This window comes from Pseudomonas sp. R15(2017) (assembly GCF_002112685.1).
GTDB lineage: Bacteria > Pseudomonadota > Gammaproteobacteria > Pseudomonadales > Pseudomonadaceae > Aquipseudomonas > Aquipseudomonas glycinae.
Map to the genome: position 1 here is coordinate 378,990 of NZ_NEII01000004.1, position 19,115 is coordinate 398,104.

At 62.8% G+C, this 19,115-nt stretch carries 19 protein-coding genes; 2 read left to right on the forward strand and 17 right to left on the reverse strand.

Annotation, left to right across the window (positions count from 1 at the left end; genetic code table 11):
• Window position 1: 1 nt before the first annotated feature.
• The 13 genes from pgaB to CAF77_RS11520 all read right to left on the reverse strand — a co-directional run bounded on the left by pgaB (window position 2) and on the right by CAF77_RS11520 (window position 13,770).
• Complete coding sequence (gene pgaB, locus CAF77_RS11460; protein WP_064382683.1) at window positions 2–1,999, reverse strand: poly-beta-1,6-N-acetyl-D-glucosamine N-deacetylase PgaB; 1,998 nt, start codon at window positions 1,997–1,999, stop codon at window positions 2–4.
• A gap of 12 nt (window positions 2,000–2,011) precedes the next feature.
• Window positions 2,012–4,492, reverse strand: a complete 2,481-nt coding sequence (pgaA, locus tag CAF77_RS11465) for a poly-beta-1,6 N-acetyl-D-glucosamine export porin PgaA (protein ID WP_064382682.1) — start codon at window positions 4,490–4,492, stop codon at window positions 2,012–2,014.
• A 256-nt stretch (window positions 4,493–4,748) separates the two neighbouring features.
• The gene (locus CAF77_RS11470; RefSeq protein WP_085654496.1) at window positions 4,749–6,254 is read right to left on the reverse strand and encodes a YdgA family protein; all 1,506 of its coding nucleotides are present in this window, start codon (window positions 6,252–6,254) and stop codon (window positions 4,749–4,751) included.
• Window positions 6,255–6,453: 199 nt separating this feature from the next.
• The gene (locus tag CAF77_RS11475) at window positions 6,454–7,089 is read right to left on the reverse strand and encodes a hypothetical protein (RefSeq protein WP_064382680.1); all 636 of its coding nucleotides are present in this window, start codon (window positions 7,087–7,089) and stop codon (window positions 6,454–6,456) included.
• Window positions 7,090–7,182: 93 nt separating this feature from the next.
• Entirely contained in the window at window positions 7,183–8,625 is a 1,443-nt protein-coding gene (locus CAF77_RS11480) for an efflux transporter outer membrane subunit (RefSeq protein ID WP_064382679.1), read from the reverse strand.
• Complete coding sequence (locus tag CAF77_RS11485) at window positions 8,622–9,509, reverse strand: HlyD family secretion protein (RefSeq protein WP_064382678.1); 888 nt, start codon at window positions 9,507–9,509, stop codon at window positions 8,622–8,624. Before CAF77_RS11485 ends, CAF77_RS11480 begins: the two co-directional genes overlap by 4 nt.
• Complete coding sequence (locus tag CAF77_RS11490; RefSeq protein ID WP_007957657.1) at window positions 9,506–9,715, reverse strand: DUF1656 domain-containing protein; 210 nt, start codon at window positions 9,713–9,715, stop codon at window positions 9,506–9,508. The genes CAF77_RS11485 and CAF77_RS11490 overlap by 4 nt, the downstream gene beginning before the upstream one ends.
• Entirely contained in the window at window positions 9,712–11,775 is a 2,064-nt protein-coding gene (locus tag CAF77_RS11495; protein ID WP_064382677.1) for an FUSC family protein, read from the reverse strand. Before CAF77_RS11495 ends, CAF77_RS11490 begins: the two co-directional genes overlap by 4 nt.
• A complete protein-coding gene (locus CAF77_RS11500) occupies window positions 11,772–12,200 on the reverse strand; it encodes a MarR family winged helix-turn-helix transcriptional regulator (protein WP_011331882.1) in 429 nt (142 codons plus the stop codon). The genes CAF77_RS11495 and CAF77_RS11500 overlap by 4 nt, the downstream gene beginning before the upstream one ends.
• 124 nt (window positions 12,201–12,324) lie before the next feature.
• On the reverse strand, window positions 12,325–12,606 hold the full coding sequence (locus tag CAF77_RS11505) for a type II toxin-antitoxin system RelE/ParE family toxin (protein ID WP_064382676.1): 282 nt from the start codon (window positions 12,604–12,606) through the stop codon (window positions 12,325–12,327).
• Entirely contained in the window at window positions 12,596–12,841 is a 246-nt protein-coding gene (locus CAF77_RS11510) for a type II toxin-antitoxin system Phd/YefM family antitoxin (RefSeq protein WP_039773014.1), read from the reverse strand. The genes CAF77_RS11505 and CAF77_RS11510 overlap by 11 nt, the downstream gene beginning before the upstream one ends.
• Window positions 12,842–12,936: 95 nt before the next feature.
• On the reverse strand, window positions 12,937–13,179 hold the full coding sequence (locus tag CAF77_RS11515) for a DUF2789 domain-containing protein (protein ID WP_039773016.1): 243 nt from the start codon (window positions 13,177–13,179) through the stop codon (window positions 12,937–12,939).
• Between the two features lie 129 nt (window positions 13,180–13,308).
• On the reverse strand, window positions 13,309–13,770 hold the full coding sequence (locus tag CAF77_RS11520; protein WP_064382675.1) for an aminoacyl-tRNA deacylase: 462 nt from the start codon (window positions 13,768–13,770) through the stop codon (window positions 13,309–13,311).
• 196 nt (window positions 13,771–13,966) lie between these two features.
• Between CAF77_RS11520 and CAF77_RS11525 the strand changes: the two genes are divergently transcribed.
• Both CAF77_RS11525 and CAF77_RS11530 read left to right on the forward strand, forming a co-directional pair.
• On the forward strand, window positions 13,967–14,494 hold the full coding sequence (locus tag CAF77_RS11525; RefSeq protein ID WP_064382674.1) for an NfeD family protein: 528 nt from the start codon (window positions 13,967–13,969) through the stop codon (window positions 14,492–14,494).
• Window positions 14,495–14,496: 2 nt separating this feature from the next.
• Complete coding sequence (locus CAF77_RS11530; RefSeq protein ID WP_007957673.1) at window positions 14,497–15,255, forward strand: slipin family protein; 759 nt, start codon at window positions 14,497–14,499, stop codon at window positions 15,253–15,255.
• On the opposite strand, the gene CAF77_RS11535 is transcribed toward CAF77_RS11530, so the two are convergent.
• From CAF77_RS11535 to CAF77_RS11550, 4 genes are read right to left on the reverse strand one after another with little or no spacing between them, the layout of a single operon-like run.
• The gene (locus CAF77_RS11535) at window positions 15,221–16,195 is read right to left on the reverse strand and encodes an aspartyl beta-hydroxylase (protein ID WP_064382673.1); all 975 of its coding nucleotides are present in this window, start codon (window positions 16,193–16,195) and stop codon (window positions 15,221–15,223) included. The two genes, CAF77_RS11530 and CAF77_RS11535, sit on opposite strands and share 35 nt — an antisense overlap.
• A complete protein-coding gene (locus tag CAF77_RS11540) occupies window positions 16,183–16,968 on the reverse strand; it encodes an aspartyl/asparaginyl beta-hydroxylase domain-containing protein (protein WP_064382672.1) in 786 nt (261 codons plus the stop codon). Before CAF77_RS11540 ends, CAF77_RS11535 begins: the two co-directional genes overlap by 13 nt.
• Window positions 16,965–17,570 carry an adenylyl-sulfate kinase gene (cysC, locus tag CAF77_RS11545; RefSeq protein ID WP_064382671.1) on the reverse strand — a complete coding sequence of 202 codons (606 nt, stop codon included), beginning with the start codon at window positions 17,568–17,570 and terminating at the stop codon, window positions 16,965–16,967. Before cysC ends, CAF77_RS11540 begins: the two co-directional genes overlap by 4 nt.
• Window positions 17,554–19,068, reverse strand: a complete 1,515-nt coding sequence (locus CAF77_RS11550) for a TolC family protein (RefSeq protein ID WP_064382670.1) — start codon at window positions 19,066–19,068, stop codon at window positions 17,554–17,556. Before CAF77_RS11550 ends, cysC begins: the two co-directional genes overlap by 17 nt.
• Window positions 19,069–19,115 lie beyond the last annotated feature (47 nt).

Consider the following 19,115-nt stretch of genomic DNA (forward strand, 5'->3'; position numbering starts at 1 on the left):
GTCATGGGTTCCATTTGTTTGAGAGCGCAGGCCGCACCGTTTTCAGGTCAGGCATGTTCTCGAGAAAGTTGTCCGGGTAGTAGCCAAAGCTGGTGGCGCCCTGACGTTTGAGGCGGCTCATCCAGTCGGCCAGTTGCGCGCCGTCGATGTCGGCCTGGTCCTTTTTCGTCCAGTCCCGGGCCTGCAGTTCGAACACCGTGCGATCCAGCGCCCCGGGGCGCTGTTTGATCTTCGCCACCAGTTCTTCGAGCCACAGGCCGGACTGCGCATAGGTCTGTTTTTCCATGAGCGGCATGGCCATCGGCGCCGTCCAGTCGTAAGTCCCGAGGAAGTCGTCGAGGTTCTGCGCAAACCACGCTTCGCTGTGCGGATTGAGCACCGGCTCGGCGAAGATGTTGCGTGCGGTGAGCACTTGCGGGCCACGAATCGCGCGTACCTTGGCGGTCAGCTCGTTGGTGAAGTCGATCAGGTAGCGGCTCTTGAAGCGCGTCCAGCGCTGCATCGCCGCTGGATCGTCACGCAGAGCGGCGATCGAGCCCGGCAGGCCGTTGGCGACATAGGTCTTCAGCGCCTGAGGGCCGGCGTCTTCGAAGTCCGAAAGCACCGCATCATCGTGGTAGAGGACACCGTCGACCGAAGTCAGGCGTGCCACGTCTTCGTAGATCTCGCCGATGATCCGCCGCACTTCGGGATCGAACGGCGACAGGCGTTTGTATTGATCCGGGTCGACAGCGCTCGTACCCGTCTTCGGATCCCAGCGCGTCACCCGTGGCAACTTCGAATCCAGCTCGAAACTCAGCACCGGCATCCAGGCAAAGACCTTTACGTGAGCCCGGGTGCGCAATTGCCAGGCGACACGGTCGAACAGGTCGGCGCGCATCGGCAGATGACGGTTGGGGAAGTACAGCGAATGCACCAGGCCATCGCCCTTCGGATCGGCGAAGGCTTGCAGGAACACGGTATTGGCGCCCATGTCGGCCATGCGCTGGATCAGTTTGCCGAGGTTGATTTCCTGCTGCGCCGGGTCCGGGTCGTAGACGTTGTCCAGATCCACGTGCACCACGCGCATGGTGAAATCCGATTGCACGCCGACCACGCTGTTGGCGAAGTGCTCGCCGTCAGGGTCGGAGGCGACCAGGAAACGCGGCCCGCTCATCAGGTTGTCGAGAGCATCGAGGCCGTCATCGAGGGTCAGGGCCATTTCATAGCCCTCCTCACTCACCACCGTCAGCGACGTGCCGTCCGCCGTGCCGTAAGGCCAGACCCAGACGCGCGGTTTCTTCCCGGTGTTCTTGCGGATCTTCTCCGAGATCGCCTGCACGTCGGCGCGGATCCGCGCCTGGAAATCGGCTTCGGATTCGTAGCGTTTGCTCACTGGATCGTAGCGTCGGGTCGCGGCCGCCGGCTGCAGGTTGCCTTGCGGGTTGGCGAGGATGCCTTTGTGACTGGCGTCGGTGTGGGCGGCGATTTCCACCAGGCCCGATTGCGAGATTTCCCGCACCTGAGCCCAGGTCAGGAAGTCCGAGCGCGGACGCGGCGTGCCAGCGAAGTCCACCGGCTGGTTCAGCGGCGTATCGATCCAGGTGCCGACCGGCGCCAGCAGCGCATGCCAGTTGTAGGCGCGCAACACCGGCAGCACACGTGTGTAGAAGCTTGAGTAACCGTCGTCGAAACTGAGCAGGATCGCCTTGGGCGGCAGCTCCGGCCCACCTTTGCGTGCGGCCATGATCTGATCGACCGTCACCGGTTTGTAGTTGTTCTCGCGCAGCCAGGCGAGCTGTTCGAGCAGCCGCTCGGTGCGCACCGCCACCACCGCCTGATCGGGATCACGGTCTTCGACGTCGTGGTAGGCAATGCCCAGCACGTGGTTTTTCGGCCAGGGCTTTTCATTGGCTGCCACCGGTCGCTCGGACGGCGGCACGAAGGCCGGGGCTTGCTGGGCGCAGGCGCTGACCAGCAGCACTCCCAGCAGAAGGATGAAACGCGAAATCAAAGGCATCTTCAAACTCTTCTAGAAGCGGAAAGTGAGGTCGACGAGCAGACGCAGATCGGTTTCCCGGTCACCGTCGTAGGGCCGGTTGATCACGCTGAACAAACCGCCCACCTCGAACACATCGTTCCAGGCGTAGCGCTGGCCGTAACCGAGCAAGGCCATGCCGCCGGTGCCGTGGTCACGCTGGCTGTAAGTCCCCGCGCCGGCCTGGAATTGCTGGCTCCAGACCGTTTCGTAGCGGTGGTACAGCACGTGATTGACGTTGAGCAGCGGCATGACGCTGAAGTCCGACTTCGGGTTGAAGTACGGCACGTCATCGGACTTGGAGTTGTGGCTGGTGCCCACTTCCAGGCCCGCATCGACTTGCAGGTTCGGCGCGCTGTAGACGCCCTCTTTTCCGGTCAGCAAGGCTTCGACGCGATTGTTGCCGTCGCTGAAGTGCGACGGGCTGACCGCCAGCCGCCACTCGCGGCTCTCGTTGGCACGCCAGCGAATGAAACCGCTGCCGCCGTTGGCCTTGATGTCGCTGTTCAGTGCCCGCAGCGGGGTTTCGGCCGAGAGGTATTCAAGGCTGCCGCCGTATTGCCAGTGATCGTTGATATCCCGGGCAATCGCCAGACGTGCCCCCTGCTTATCGCCGAAACCATAGGAATGGTTCGACACTTCGGCTTCGAGGGTCATGTCGCGGGTGCGACGCTCCAGACCGACACGCTGGAAACGGTGGTGGCCGGTGCCTTCGGCGAAATCGCCAGTGGCGTATCCGGCTCCGGCGAACACTCGCCAGTCTTCATCGATCGGCGGGCTGTAAAGGGTGGTCTGGATGCCGAAATCGCGGCTGCCGGAGACCGCACCGGCATCGCCACCGTTGCCGCCGTTGGCCTTGCCGCCATAGGCTTCGACGCGCAGCTCGGACATGTCGTGCACTTCGCGCTCGCGGGCCAGACGCTGGACCTGACGGTTGTCGGGGAAGCGCGCCACCACATCATCGGTCAGCGCATCCATTTGCCGCCATTCCTGCAAGTCCATGGCGGTACGGGCCTGCGCCACTTCCAGGCCCATGTCGCGCGGCGCGATGCTCTCGGTTTCCTTGAGCTGGCTTTCCGCGCGGCGCGGCCAGTTGCGGGCCAGGTACAGATCGGCCTGGGCCAGGCGCAGGCCGGTGTTGCCCGGTGCCTGATCCACCAGAGTCTGCAAGCGTTCTTCGCCGTGAGGCAGGTCGGAGCCATAGGTGCCGGCCTGTGCCGCCAGTTGCTGGGCGTCCATCCATTCGTCGTTGGGGTTGCCGATCGGCAAGCCCTTGAGTTCGACACGCGGCTTCTGCGCCCTGGCCTGATCTTCGGCGACCTTGCGTGCCTCTTCGGCACGGTCACTTTCCAGCAGCGAGTAATACAGCGCCGTGGTGTCCTCGAGTCGGTCGCCGACATCGGCGTCCGGTGCCGCCAGTACCTGACGGTAAAGATCGGTGGCAATTTCCGGCTGGCGCTGATCCAGATAGGACGCCGCCACCCAGCGCTGGGCGTAGGTCGGGATCTTTACGCCTTCACCTTGCAGCTTCTGGTATTCGCTTATCACTTCGGCGGTACGCGCCCGGGCCTTGAGTGCGCCCATGCGGTCGATGCGCCAGCGGGTCACGTCGTCGTGGGCGCTGGCGTCCGGGGTCCAGGTGGCGAGCAACTGGTCGTAGTCGGCCAGGGCGCGGTCGGCGATCACGTAGCGTTCTTTTTCACTGCGGGTGGCCAGTTCAGCGAGTCGCACGCGTTCGGCGGCCAGATCGCCTTCCAGACGCCGCAAGGTGACGGGATCGATCAACCCCGGACGCTGTCTGGCAAGACGCAGCGCCGGCTCCGGCAGACGCGCCTTTTGCAGGGCGACCACGTATTCGCGGGCCACTTCCGGTTTGTTGCCGGCGCGAATAAAGGCCTGGTCGTATTCGAACAGCGCGTCGTAGGGCTTGCCGGCGCGATTCAGGGCGTAGCCCAGCGCCAGTCGGCGGGAAGGGTCATCGGGTTTGGCGGCGACCAGGGAGCGGGCGCGGATCACCCCTTCGTCGGGCTTGCTGGAGTCGGCCTGGGTCAGCGCCAGACCGAGTTGCAGGTCGGCGTTGTCCGGCTCCAGCGCCAGAGCCTTGTTGTAGACCTGGATCGCCTGATCCCAGCGCTTGAGGTTGCGATAGGCCCGGGCGGTGGCGGTCAGCGCCTGAACGGGTAGCACCCGGTTGCGGCCCTGAGCTTCGTAGACCTGAACCACTTCGGCGTCGAGCCCGGCCCAACCGGCGATTTGCAGGTGATCGCTGACCTGCCCGGTGGTGGCCTGGGCCGCAGGCACCTGACGCAGCACCGTCAAAGCAGGGGTGTAATGCCCGGCCCGGGCGTCGAGCACCATTTGATCGTAGGCTGTGTCGCCGAACGCGAGCACGGGCCAGAGCAACTGGCTGCACAACGCGACTCGAAACAATGGGCGTAAACCACGATGTAATACAGGACCATCAATACGCGGCATTCGTCAGCATCCTTACATGGCCAGCCGGGTAGCAGTGCCCCCTTTGCCAAATTCGTAACGAAGGCCAGATCGACTCACCTGGCCAAGCTATCCAAGCAGTCTTGCACGCATGTGCAGATCAATATTCAGAACACAATAATTGTTCAGATTCGTGACGATGATGGGCCCCGGCTAACCGTTCAGCCGGATGCCAGGCAGCAAAACGCCCGGCGTCTGCGGGTGCAGAGGCCGGGCGTTTCGGTGAAGCGCGGGGCGTTTACTGAGGCTGTTCGATACTGCCGAACTTGCTCATCAGGAAGCCCACGAACTGCTCGACGGTCATCTTCTGGCCGTTGAATTCCACCTGATTGGCGGCGTAATGCAGCTTGGTGACAACGTTGGTGCCATCCAGGGTCGCCAGCTGCGAACCGACAGCCATGCCGGCGAACATGTCGGCACCCGCGCTGGCCTGGTCAACGATGGCCTTGGCATCGGTCTGACCATCGATTTGCGCCTGCACACTGAGCAGATCGACCAGCATCGGCTTGGACACCAGCACATTGATGTCCAGCAGCGCGATCAACTGTTTGCCCAATTGATCCGGTGGCAGGTCCATCGACGCAGGTTTGGTCAGGTCGAGCACCAGATTCGCCCTGCTTTCGCCGTTGGCGGTTTTCAGCGACAAGTCTTCCAGCGCCAATTGCGGCCCGGCCGCCAGCAGTTTCTGCAGGTCGGCCTTGACCTGGGTGGACTCGGCCTCGGTCAGGTTCAGCTCCGGTGCCGGCTGGCCGGCGGCGGCAGCTTCGGCGGCGGCTTTCTCGTAAGGCTGCAGCTTGGTCTGGTAGATCTGCATCAGCGACATGGCCGACGGAATGTCGAGGTTTTTCAGGCTCATGGCCAGATTGGCCGATCCGATCTTCTTGTCGTTGAGGGTCACTTCAGCGACCTTGTAGTCGGCACGGCCGGAGGCGTTGCTGCCGTTCTCTTCGGTACGGTTCTTCATTTCGAAGTTCTTCACACCCAGCACCGACTGCTTGGCGCCGAAGGTGGTCTTGCTGCTGGTCAGTTCCAGGGTGTTTTCGCCGGTGTAGTAGCCGTAAGTGCTCTTGGCGAGATTGCTGGCCAGGGTCAGGCCATTGAGTTCGATCTGCACCGGCGTCTGGTCTTCGGCGACCGTGGTCAGGTGCAGGCTGTCCATGTAGCCGTCGGCCTTGACCTTCTGGGCCTGGGCGCTGGCGGAAATATCCATGTTCAGGCCGGAAAACTTCAGGTTCGACTTGTCATCCAGCGCAGTTTCCAGTGGCAGCAGTTCGAGGTTGCCGGTGGTGGACTGGTCGTAGCCGATGTTGACCACGCCTTTGAGCGGCGCGGCGCCCTTGGTGGCGGCAAACCATTTTTCGGTGATCGGGGTCTTTTCCAGTTCGAAGTGACTGGTGGCCATGACCGGCAGCCATTTCAGCGACACCAGACGCGAGAACGGCAGCGGGCCGTGTTCGATGTGGTCGACGAACAGCAGCTCGACCGGTGCTTCGCCGAACATTTCACCCTCGCCCTTGAGGCGATAGTGCGCGGTGCTGCTGAAGGTGTTGCGCTCCAGCGACACCAGCTCCAGCGATGCACTGCCGTTGGAGCCGGCCATGGCGGTCTGCAACTCGCTGTTGGCACTGGCGACGGCATTGTTCAGCACGCCTTCGATTTTGGTGCCGGTGTACCAGGCCCCGCCTACGCTGATGGCGCCAATGGCCACAACAATTCCGAGAAGCACGCCTGCTGATTTATTCATGAATGACCTGATCGATTTCCGTGGCTGAAAGTGTGGTCGTCTTCCCTGAACCCGTGACCGGGCCGTGGCGCGACTCCGCTGAATTTAGCGGTGGAGATTAGCACTGGCAGTGCAACGCGGCCCAATGTTTAAAGGTTAAAGAGTGTCGACATGACATGGACAAACAAAAAGATCGCCGGGTTCGGCGATCTTTTCGGGCTCAGGAGTATTGAACCTCGATCTCGTCCAGCTGATGGTCGAAGCTTTTCAGCCGTGCGGTCCAGGTGTACACCAGCACTTCGAAATCCCGGTCGATCACCGCCCCGCCCGGCCCGTCGCTGCGCGGGTCGCAGAAGTCCAGTTGATAACGCTCGCGGGCCATGGCCGTGGCGACGTCCGAGAGTTCACGGGCATTGTTGAGCCAGTGCCAGCCGTCGTCGGCGACTTGCCGGTCGAGAGCCAGGCATTGTTTTTTCAGGGCTTCGAGGCTTTTTTCCAGCGGCGTGCCGGTGAGTTCGCCCATGACTTCGGCGAAAGTGCGCCCCGGCTGCCAGTAGCCGCCCCAGAAATAGCGGTCGAACACGGTTTCGACTTTGCGCAGCGCAACTTTGGTGTCCCAGATCAGCAGCAGTGTCTTGCTTTGCTCGAGCTGGCGTTTCTTGAGTCGTTGGGTCTGCACCAGGGCCGACGCCACGACCACGATCGCCATGACCGCGATCAACGCCACGGTGCTGTCGAGGAAGACCATTGCCTTGTCAATCTGATGAGCCAGCATGATGCCGTAGAAATAGGTGGCCGACAGCAGCACCAAGGCTACCAGGGCGCACCAGAAGCCGAGAGCGTAAGGGTTTTTCATTATTGGTTTCCCCTAGACCTGCGCTAGCGATGTGCACTGAAAAGGCGCCTGGTTCGGGGCGCCCTTTCAATACTTCAAAGCATAGCAACGGCCTCAGGGTTTGCTGGCGCTCGAGGCTTGCGTTCGTCCGCTTTCCCAACCGCCGCCCAGGGCGAGGAACAAATCGATCTGGCTCATGGCAACCTGGGTGTTGGCGGCGGCCAGTTGCGCGGTGACGTCGGTGTAGGTGCGGGTGGCTTGCAGATCGGCGAGGAACGACTCGCGGCCGGCCTGGAAGAAGCGATGCGTCTGGTCCGCCGCCAGTTTCGCCGACTGCTCGGCATCGGCCAGCGCATCGCGGCGTTGCAGCAGTGCGGAATACTGGGACAGGCCGGTCTGGGTTTCGCGGATGGCATTCAGCACTACACCGTCGAAATGCGCCAGTGCGCCCTGGGTCGTGGCTTCGGCTTCGCGGATGCGGGCCCGGGCGCCGTTGGTCGGCACACTCCAGCTCAGCGACGGGCCGAAGCCCCAGCGGTTGGTGGACGGTTTGCCAAGGTTGTCGAGAATGCCGACGGTGCCGATGGTCGCGCCGAAACTGATGTCCGGGTACAGCTCGCCGGTGGCGATGCCGATCCCGGCAGTCGCGGCCGCCAGACGCCGCTCGGCCTGGCGGATGTCCGGCCGACGCTTGAGCAGCGCGGCGCCGTCACCGACTGGCACCAGTTGGGCGATTTTCGGCAGCTCCGCGCAGGTCGCGGTGCCGGCCGGCAGTTGATCGACAGGCTTGGCCAGCAGCATCGACAGCCGGAACAACCCGGCCTGACGCGCCGCCTCATAACGCGGCATGTCGGCGCGCAAGGATTTGAACTGGGTCTGCGAACGGGTGACCTGGGTTTCGTCGCCACGGCCAGCATCGCGCAGGCGCTGGATCAGGGTGGTGCTCTGGGATTGCAGGTCGAGAGAATGCTGGGCGATTTCCCGTTCCTCGTTCGCCGCGCAGACCTGGGTGTAGGCCCGCACCACGTCGGCGACCAGGGTGATGCGCGCCGTGTCGGCAGCGGCCTGAGTCGCATCGGCGTTGGCTTTGGCCGCTTCGATCCCACGTTGCAGCGTGCCCCACAGGTCGAACTGGTAGGACGCGCTGATACCGATATCGCCGATGTTGGCCACCGGCACTTTCTCCGGCAGCAGGAACGCTTCGCCGGATTCCTGCAAGCGTTGCGCACCCATCTTCACGCCGCCGCTCCAGCCACCGGCCGCTTCGGCTTCATCGACCTGCGCACGGGCCCGCGACAGGTTCGCCGCCGCCACCCTCAGATCGGTGTTGGAGGCCATGGCCTGCTGCACCAGTTGATCCAGACGCGGATCCTGATACAGCCGCCACCAGTCCGCCGGCACCGGGGCCGACACCACCGGTTTGCCGGCCACCGCCAGGTCGCCCTGGAAATCCTTGCGCTGGATCGCCGCGTCTTCGGGCACGTGATAATCCGGCCCGACCATCGAGCAGGCCGACAGCATCATGCCCAAACCGGCGATCATCAGGGCCCTGCTCATTTCGCGGGCTCCTGCGGTTGATCGTCGATGATCGACACGGTCGCGGTACGCCCGGCGATCATGCGGAAGTCATCCGGCACGTCGTCGAAGGCAATGCGCACCGGAATCCGTTGCGCCAGGCGCACCCAGCTGAACGCCGGGTTGACGTTGGGCAGCAGGTTGCTGCCGCTCGAACGGTCACGGTCTTCGATACCGGCGACGATGCTTTCGACATGCCCGCGCAGGCGGGCGCGGTCGCCGATCACGCGGATATCCACCGACTGCCCGACATGGATGCCGTCGAGTTTGGTCTCTTCGAAATAGCCGTCGATGTGGAACGAATTGCTGTCGACCACCGACAACACCGGACGCCCGGCGGTGACGAACTCCTGCGAACGCGGCGCACGGTCGTTGACGTAGCCGTCCACCGGACTGCGGATCACCGAGCGGTCGAGGTTGAGCTGAGCGCTGTCCACCGCCACCAGCGCTTCGGCCAGGGCCGATTGCGCTCGGGCCACTTTCGACAGGCTTTCTTCCAACTGTTCTGTCGGCACCAGATTGCCCAGACCACGGTTACGCTTGGCTTCACGCTGCGCCTGAGCCAGGGTTTCTTCGCGATCGGCTACCGCGGCCTTAGCCTGGCGCAGCGCCAGTTTGAAACGGTCCTGGTCGATGCTGAACAGCACCTGGCCGCGTTTCACCAACTGGTTGTCCTTCACTTCGACCTGCTGGATCAGCCCGGACACGTCCGGGGCGATCTGCACGATGTCGGCGCGAATGTGGCCGTCGCGGGTCCAGGGCGCGAACATGTAATACATCACCATGCGCCAGACCACGACGACGGCGAAAGTCACGATCAGCAGCGTCAGGACAACGCGACCGAGGGTCAGAAACGGTTTTTTCATGTCATCAGGTATCGACTGAGTGAATCCACGCCGTACAGCATCACGGCGTAGAGAGCCACGTTGAACAATGCCCGGTGCCAGACCAGACGGTAGAAATGCAGGCGTGTGAGCACGCCGTGTACCAACACAAACAGCACATAAGTGATGCCCATCAACACCAGCAGGGTCGGCAGGAAAATGCCGCTGATATCCAGATCACCGATCATAGGGGCGCTCCTTCGGGCAGCGGTTCTTCGGGCTCTGCGTTGGAAACGAATTCCACACCGGGCAACAGCGCCAGGCGCAAACCGCTCAAGGCATGCAACAGGTTGAGCCGGGTTTCTTCATCGCCGTGGCCGTTGAGCGCGCGGCGGGTGCGATCCATGGTCATCAGCAGGGCGCTCGGCGCCGGCAGGCGTTCGCCGGCCTTGAGGCAGGCCCGGAAATACTCGCCGACCTCTGCCACCACTTGCTTGAGCAACGCGTTGGGCGCGCCTGTCACTCGCGGTGTGTAGGCGAGCAGGTCGAGCAGGTTCAGCCCCACGCGCACTTCGCGCATGGCGATGCCGGTGTCTTGGCCGGTCAGGGCCAGACGCGGCAGGTGCTGCATCAGGCGGTCGAGCAGTTGCACGCCAAGCTGTCGGTGTTCGGCGAGGTTGGCCGGTTCGGTCATGCTGACGATGTCTTTCCAGCTGAAACGGGTCAGGCGCTTGGCCGCCAGCTCGGCGCCGAACGGCCGGGCGATCAGGGTCCAGATAAACGCGAACAACAACCCGATCGGGCCCGCCAGGTTGGAATTGACGAAGGCAAAGAAGTCCGCGTCGTAAGCACCGGAAATGCTGATGAACGACGAGGTGTTGACCAGCGTCAGCAGCATGCCGAGGTAGAAGCGTGGCTGCACCGTCAGGGTGCCGACACAGATGAACGGCACCGCGAACGCCAGCACCAGCATCGGAAAGTCATGCAGGTTCGGCAGCACCAGAAACAGGTACAGACTGGCAAACAGCACCGACATCCCGGTCCAGAAAAAGAACCGGTAGATCTGCGGCGCCGGGTCGTCCATCGAGGCGAAGAAGCTGCACGAGACCGCCGCCAGAATCACCGCGCTGCCGCCGTCGGTCCAGCCGAGCAGGATCCACAACACCGAGGCAACGATGATCGCCAGAATGGTCGAGGCCACCGAATACAGCATCAGCCCACGGTCGATGAATGGCGTCAGGCGACCGAGGCGCCAGTGGCGATAGACCGCGCGCCAGCTGTCCTGGCGCTCGCACAGGATTGCGTCCTGCAGACTGCGGCAGTCCTGCCACAGATCAATGAATTCACCGAGGCGGTACAGCGCGTTGGAAAACAGCAACTGTTTGCGATCTTCCAGGGCTTCGGCGCTCGGTTGCAGCGCTTCGAGCTGATCCCGCAGGGCTTGCCAGCGCTCCAGATCGGCGTCTTTGTGGCCGAGCCATTCGCGAGTCGCGGTGAGCAGCGGGGCGAATTTTTCCACCAGCTCCGGCGTGCGCCGTTCGAGGGCGTAAAGTGAATCTTCAAGGGCATCGATCACCGGCAACAGGTGGATCATCCGGCCGCGCAGTTCCTTGGTGTTGCGTACGGTTTGCGGCCGCGCACCTTCGTGCGGCAACTGACCGATCATCAATTCCAGGCTGTTGAAACTGCCGACCATCGCCATGCGCAGGGCTGCGACCTCTTCGGGCTGCACGTCGCGGCTGAGGAATTTCAGACTGTAAGTTGTGGCGTCGGCGAACCACTTGCCCACGGCATCGTTGAACACCGGTGCCAGACGTCGTGGCCAGAACATCGCGCCGACCACCGCCGCCACGGCGATGCCGAGAAAGATTTCCTCGGTCCGCGACTCGGCCACGTCCCACACCGCCAGCGGGTTATCCACCACCGGCAGGGCGATCAGCGGCAAGGTGTAGCCTGCCAGCATCAGCGCGTAGTTGTTGGCGGTGCGCAGGTGCAGGGACAGGAACAACAAAATCCCCGTCCACAAGGCGATGACCACCACCAGCACATAAGGGCTCTGGACGAACATCGGCACGAACAGCACCGCCGCCGCTGCACCGAGAAACGTGCCGATCGCGCGATACAGCGCCTTGGAACTGGTCGGGCCAAGGAACGGACTGGAAACGATGTACACCGTGGCCATCGCCCAGTACGGACGAGGCATCTGCATGAGCAAGGCGATGTACAGCGCGGTCATCGAGGCCGCGAACGTGCGGACCCCGTAGAACCAGTCCCGCGCGGGGGGCATGCCGGAAAAGAACCCGTTCACGGATTGATCACCGTTGGCGGAGTGGCCGCCTCGAAAGCTCTGAGTACTCGAAGCGTAGCCTCCAGATCGCGCTGGTCGATGCCTTCGAGCACTTCATGACGCAGACGCACCAGTTGCGCCTCCACCGCTTGCACCAGCTCACGGCCGGTGTCGGTCAGGCTCAGGCATTTGGCGCGACGATCCTGGGCATCTTCGGTGCGGCAGACAAACCCGGCGTGACACAACTGATCGAGCAGGCGCACCAGCGACGGCGACTCCATCCCTGCTGCCTGCGCCACCTGCACCTGGCGCACACCCTCGCCCAGCCGCCCGATCATCAACAACGGGACGGCGCAGGCTTCGGAAATTCCATAGTTGACCAGCGTGGTCTGGCAGATCTTCCGCCAATGCCTGGCGGCCACCACCATGGCACTGCTGATATTCATCTGGAGAGCGTCGAGGTTATTCGGCACGAGGGAATGCACACACTGTTAGTTTGCTAACTATCAATATCGCATTGGTGGGGAAATTCAGTCAAGTTTTGAAACAAATTGGGTTGCGTGCTTCAACTCAGCGTCTTTTCGCTTTTTCGTAGACGTCGCTTCGCTCGCGCTTACCCACGGCGACTACCGAGACAACCACCCGCTCTTCGATCACTTGGTAAACCAGTCGATAACCGGACGCTTTGAGTTTGATCTTGTAGCAATCAGGCATGCCGTGGAGCGAGTCAGCCGGAATACGCGGACGCTCAAGACGCTCAGCCAGCTTCTTTTTAAATTGATCACGCAGCGTATGACCCAGTTTGTTCCACTCTTTGTGAGCGGAAGGCAGAAATTCGAGCTTATAGGTCATCCAGGCTTACCGGTATGGGAGTCTCGTGACTGCGAGAACGAACGATTTCTGCCAACTCGAGATCATCGAGCCGCTCCATCATGGCTTCGTAAACGTCAGCCGGCACCATGTAGCCCATGACCCGGTTGTGATTCAGGACAGCAACTGCTCCTCCGTGCGCGCCGTTTAGCACTGCGGAGGGGTTTTTCTTCAGTTCAGAAACACTGACAGCCATATCGGCCAGAACACTTTGCATAATAAAAGACCTCAATTGAGGTCGTAATTCTGGTCTAAGGAAGCATTACTGGCAACCGGATGAGTCGATTCAGCTTACGAACGGCAAGCTGATAATCACCCCCGCCCCTTCCTCAACATCACATCCAACTGATCCACCACCTCCGCCCAATCCGCATCATCGAGAATTTCGTCCCGCAGGAAATCCGCCTGGCTCTTGCTCCAGAAAAACGCGTCGCACAGGTGCAGTTCCGGTTTGAGCGGGGAATGGGTGGCGATGAACTGGTCGATGCTGACCGGGTCGTTGTCCAGGCCGAGTTGCTTGAACAAGGATGGGAGGCTGTGCGTCGGGTTTTCCATGTCGGAACTCCTGCGAGATTTATAGGGTGTGAAAGATTTTTCGCGAGCAGGCCCGCTCCCCCAGGTCTAGCGCAGAACCTGTGGGAGCGAGCTTGCTCGCGATTGGCGTCGGCACAGACGCTAAAAAACCTACTGACTCAACTCCCGCACCTGCGCATGCGGCACCATTTTCAGGAACTCGGGCATGCTCATGTGCAGCAGGTTGTTGTGGTTGCCGGCTTCCAGGTAGATGTCTTTCTGCCGGGTCAGCAGCGGGTCGATGACCATGTCCAGGCCGTAGGAATCGCCCAGTGGCGGTACGGCACCGCGTTCGCAGTCGTCGAAAATGTGCGCCAGATTGCTTTCGGGGGTGATCTGCCATTCGCCGCTGCTGCGCACCTTGCTCAAGTCCAGGTGGCGGCTGGCGGGCAGCACCGCCATCAGGTAGTGCCCGTGACGGTCGTCCAGGATCACCGATTTGGCCACCCGCTCTGCGGCAATCCCGGAGACCCGCGCCGTTTCCAGGCTGCTGGACGAGTGCGGGTGGGTGACGATGTCATATTCGCATTGCGCCCGGTTGAGGCTGCTCTGCACTTTCTTGGCCATACGCATGATGCACCTCGGTGCCCGCCGACGCTGCGCGGCGGACGGTAATGAAACGCTGTGGCTGTCCTTGAAAGTCTAGTCCGGCAAGCCACGAGCACCGGGAAATCCGCCCACTGGCCGGGCGGGAGAATTGATCAAAATTCATCCAGCCACAGCCTCAACTAGACTGTAAGAACAAGTCCTGACTCTCGCGGAGGGTCACGTGAACATTCGTTGCTGTGCGCTTGCCCTGTTGCTGCTGAGTGGATCGGTGATTGCGGCGGACAACCCGTTTACCGCCGCCAGCCCGGTCGGTCTGTGGCTGATCACCTTGGGCATCACGTTTCTGATCGCCGAAGCCGCGCTGCCCAACTACGGGGTAATCGGCCTCGGCGGCATCGTCATGTTCGTGATTGGCGCGCTGATCCTGAGCAACGCCGAACTGCCGGTACCGATGATGATCGGCCTCGGGCTGGTCAGTGCACTGTTGCTGATCGCACTGTTGATCCGCGCCCTGAAAACCCGACCGCGCCACCCGGTCAGCGGCGATGCCGGCCTGCTCGGCAGTGTCACGGCGGTGACCGTGGTGCAACCGGAAGACAGCCGCAACGGCTGGGTGCAGTTGCAGGGAGAACGCTGGCAGGTGCTGAGCGCCACGCCGCTGCACACCGGGCAACAGGTGCGGGTGGTCGGGCGCAAGGGTCTGTTGCTGCAAGTGGCCGCGACTGACGCGGCACCGCTCGGAGAGTGATCATGGGTCTGCAAATCGGTTTTGTCGCGCTGCTTCTGTTGCTGATCGCCCTGGCCGGCTCGACGTTCCGCATCCTGCGCGAATACGAACGCGGGGTGGTGTTCCAGCTCGGACGCTTCTGGCAGGTCAAGGGGCCGGGGCTGATCCTGCTGATCCCGGTGGTGCAGCAAATGGTCCGGGTCGATCTGCGCACCATCGTCCTCGACGTGCCGCCGCAGGATGTGATCACCCGCGACAACGTTTCGGTCAAGGTCAACGCGGTGCTGTACTTTCGCGTGCTCGACCCGCAGAAAGCGATCATCCAGGTCGAGGACTTCCTCATGGCCACCAGCCAACTGGCCCAGACCACCCTGCGCGCGGTGCTCGGCAAACATGAGCTGGACGAACTGCTGGCCGAACGCGAACGCCTGAACATCGACATCCAGCAAGTGCTCGACGCCCAGACCGACGCCTGGGGAATCAAGGTCGCCAACGTCGAAATCAAGCACGTCGATCTCAACGAATCGATGGTGCGCGCCATCGCCAAGCAGGCCGAAGCCGAGCGGGAGCGGCGAGCCAAAGTGATCCACGCCGAAGGCGAATTGCAGGCCTCGGAAAAACTCATGCAGGCCGCCGAAATGCTCGGTCGCCAGCCCGGCGCCATGCAGCTGCGCTACATGCAGACCTTGAGTTCGATCGCCGGCGACAAGAGCTCGACCATCGTCTTTCCGTTGCCGATCGAACTGCTCAAGGGGATGGCGGATCTGTCGGCGAAATCGTAAGCGCGCGCAAGCGTTCCAGCGCGGCATAGGGCGCACGGGCGCAATCTTCGATCCGTGCCTGCAACAGCGCCGATGCCTCACGGCGTTTGTGTTCGCCATCGACGACAAAGGGTTGTGACGGCTGCTTCGCGTGCTGCGCCGTCGCTGTCAGCGCCTGTTCACACTGCGTGGCGCTGAGCCCGAAAAACCGCGCCAGCCGCCCGCTCATCGCGTCGGGCAATTCGCTGTAATTGACCGCCAGCCCGGCAGACTCACGACAATGCACGCACCCGGCCTCCAGCAGACGCCCCAGGCGCCGGGCGATGAAATCCTCGCGGCCCTCGAACGGCAAATCGTCGTCCAGCACACAATCGCCGAGCGCCCCCGGCACCATGTGCAGGCCGGGGCGACGCAGGTGCGAGACGGCGATTTCCAGTGGATCGCGATAGACAAACAGCCACGGCGTATCGGCAAAACACTCGCGCAGCAGCGGCCATTCGCCGATGTTCCAGGCGTCGAGTTTGATCACCAGTCGCTGCTCCGTGCCGCGCCGACGCTGACCGTACGCCGAGAGCAGTCCGACGATGGCCGCGCGGCGCTCTTCGTCCGGCAGATCGCTGCGCAACAAGGCATCAAGGGGCGGCGGCTCCGAGACCACGATGTGATCATCGAACCGGGCGAGCATCTGACTGATCAGCGTCGAGCCACACCGCGAGGCGTGCAGGATGAACGCGCTCGGCAGCAGCCCCGGACTGAGCGTTTGCCAATCCATGAGCGCCGACAAAGGTGTTTGCCGGCGAAACGCCTGATTGAACGGCAGGTGCAACGCGTCTTCGACAGCCTCACGAAAAAACGGCTGATGCAGCGGCGTGTCGCCAAACCAGCACCAGTCGACCTGCCATTGCCCGGCGGTTTTCCAGACGCGGATCGGCAACCAGCCGTCGAAATTCACAGGCGCCATTGTTCGTTCCATGACCGACGACCGTTGCGCATCGCCGCCAGCAGTTCTTCCCGGGAAAAATGCAGACCGCGTTCAGCAGCCAGCGTCAGTGTCTGGTCGGTGAATGCTTCGCGGTCCTGCAATGCCTGCAACGCGGCGGACAACAGCGGTTCTGTGACAAGCAATCGTTGAAAGCGCTGAAGCGCTGTTTCCGTGGCATCAGGCAGCGGAGTGCTCGGCAAACCGTTGGCAATCATCTGCTCCAGCCAGGGCGAGGGGCGGCAATCGAGCACCAGATGAATCCGTGCCGTGCGGTCGCGATTGTCGACCCGATGCGGCCGGGCAAGATCAAGAAACCAGCATTCCCCGGCCCTCATCGGCATCCGCTGGCCGTCGAGCCAGAAGTCCACGGCAGGCGGACTGAGCAGCGGAATGTGCAGGCGCAAATCGGCGTCCACGCCCTCAAGGTCGTAGTCGCGATGTTCATGAATCTGCCCGCCCGGCCCCAGTCGCAACAGCCGCGCACTGACGATGTCCAGTGGCAGATCCCGCAGGGCCTGCTGCCAGCGACGGTCATTCAGCCAAGGATTGCGCTTTACGGGTTCGGCGCTGCCGGGGGACAGTTCGGTCAGCGCATCGGCGGCAGAAATCAGCGCCACGCCGCTCCAGTCGCCGGCGAAATAAGCGGTGTTGAAATGACCGCGCCAGGCAGCGTCGTCAATCGCCGCCAGCGCCTGCAACAGCAATGGCAGATCCGCGGTCAGCGGCAATCGCGAGAACGCCGGCCGGCTCATGCCTTGGGCAACACCGCGGATTCGCCGAGCCAGGTCAGCAACCGGTCGAGACAGGCTTCGACCGTCAGCGTGCCGGTGTCGAGCACCAGCGAAGCCTGGGCCGGCGCCTCGTAAGGCGCCGACACGCCGGTGAACCCGGCGAGTTCGCCACGCCGGGCCCGGGCGTAATGCCCTTTCGGATCGCGCTGCTCGCACACCGCCAGCGCGGCACTGCACCAGACCTCGCGATAGTCCTCGCCCAAACGACGGGCAAACACCTCGCGTAGATCCGCCAGCGGCGCGATCATCGCCAGAATCACGATCTGCCCGTTCTCCACCAGCAACGCCGCCAGCTCACTGGCGCGGCGGATGTTTTCCAGGCGGTCGGCATCAGTAAAACCCAAGTCACGGTTGAGCCCGACGCGCAGGCCATCGCCATCGAGCACCACACTTTGCAGACCACGACTGAACAACTCGGCATGCAACGCCTGGGCAAGGGTCGATTTGCCCGCCGCCGGCAAGCCGGTCAGCAGCATTGCCGTGCCGCGATGGCCGTTGCGGGCCTCGCGTTGGGCACGGCTGATGCTGGCGGTCGGCGCCAATACGTCACTGCGCGGAGGCATGGGCCACCGGCAGCGAAATATCCCCTGACGCCCACGCGGCTTCGCGGTTGGCCAGCGCGGTGGCGATCGACTGCACTTCGGTCGACTGCACCTGATCCGGCAGCGGATCGAGGCCGGCGCTGGCGAAGATCTGGCCGTAAGCATTGCGCAGATCGGCGTAGGACAGGTCGCGACGCAGATCGGCCTGCAAGGTGTTGAGTTCGCCCTGAATCAGGTCCAGCTCACCAATGCCGTCGGCCTGACGACGGTTGCGCAACTGACCGACGATTTGCCCGTCGATGTCCGACAGTTGCTGGTTGGTCTTGAACTGGCGCAGCGCCTCCTGATAGTTGGCGTTGGCCACGTAGAGCTGCGCCAGCACTGCAATCGACATCGCCTGACGCCGCGCGGTTGCCACTTCTTCACCGGCCTTCGCCACATCGATAGCCGCCGGGGCAGAGATCACGTTGAACAGGTTCCAGGTGACTTTGACGCCGTAGTCGGCCCAGCCCTGCTCGACCAGGAACGAGTTGCTGTCGTAATGCCCGCCGGCGGAGAACTCCAGACCCGGCAGCAGACGCAGCATGGCCTTGCGGGTTTCGGCGGCGCTGATCCGGGTCTGGTAATCCTGCTCGCGCAGTTCCGGACGGCTGGTCAGGGCTTCCTGCTCGAGTTTGCTCAGATCGACCTTGAGTTCCGGGATCCGGTAACCGTCATCGGTGGCCAGGGTCAGGTTGGTGCCCAGCGGCAGGTTGATCAGGGTCGCCAGTTCGGTTTTCGCCAGCGACAGCGCGCGGCGTTGTTCTTCCAGTTGCCGGGTCGCTTCGATCAGCGAACGCTGATAACCGAGCGACTGCACCGGATCACCGATGCGCTGTTCGCTCATGCTTTCGCTGTTACGACGGGCGGTGTCGACTCGCGCCATCAGGCTGTCGATCTGCTTGAGCAGGCGTTCAGCGGCCATCGCCCGCCAATAGGCCGAGCGCACGTCCTGAACGATGGTGTTGATCACCTTGCGCCGGCGCTCCTGAACGATCAGACGCTGGTCGCCCTGCTGCTTGGCGCTGATGTAGCTGACGCCGAAATCGAGGACGTTCCAGACCATGGTCAGGTCGGCGACGTCGCGGTCGCGGTCCTGGGAGGTCGACGGTTCCAGGGACTGGGTGCCGGTACGCACACTCTGGCTGCTGGAGGCGCTGACGTTGTTGCGTCCGACGTAACCGGCGTCCAGCGCCATGCGCGGCAGCATGTCGAAACTGGCGAGGTCGAGCTGCCGCTTGGCCAGCGCTTCCTCCATGATTTTCAAGCGGCCTTCGAGGTTGTATTTCACCGCGCGGGCCATCGCCTGGTGCAGGGTCAGCGGACCGCTCAGCGGTTCCTGGCCCTTGTACATGCTCTGCAGATCAGCTCTGGCCCGTTGCTCGCTGACGCTGCGTTCGATCGGTTCACTGGTCACTGCACATCCGCTGATCGCCAGCGCCAGCAGGCTGGCGCCGAACAACTTCTGACTTTTCTTCATCCCTGGATCGCCCCTAGGTCCCGCACATATGTGAGTTGTTGTGTGTT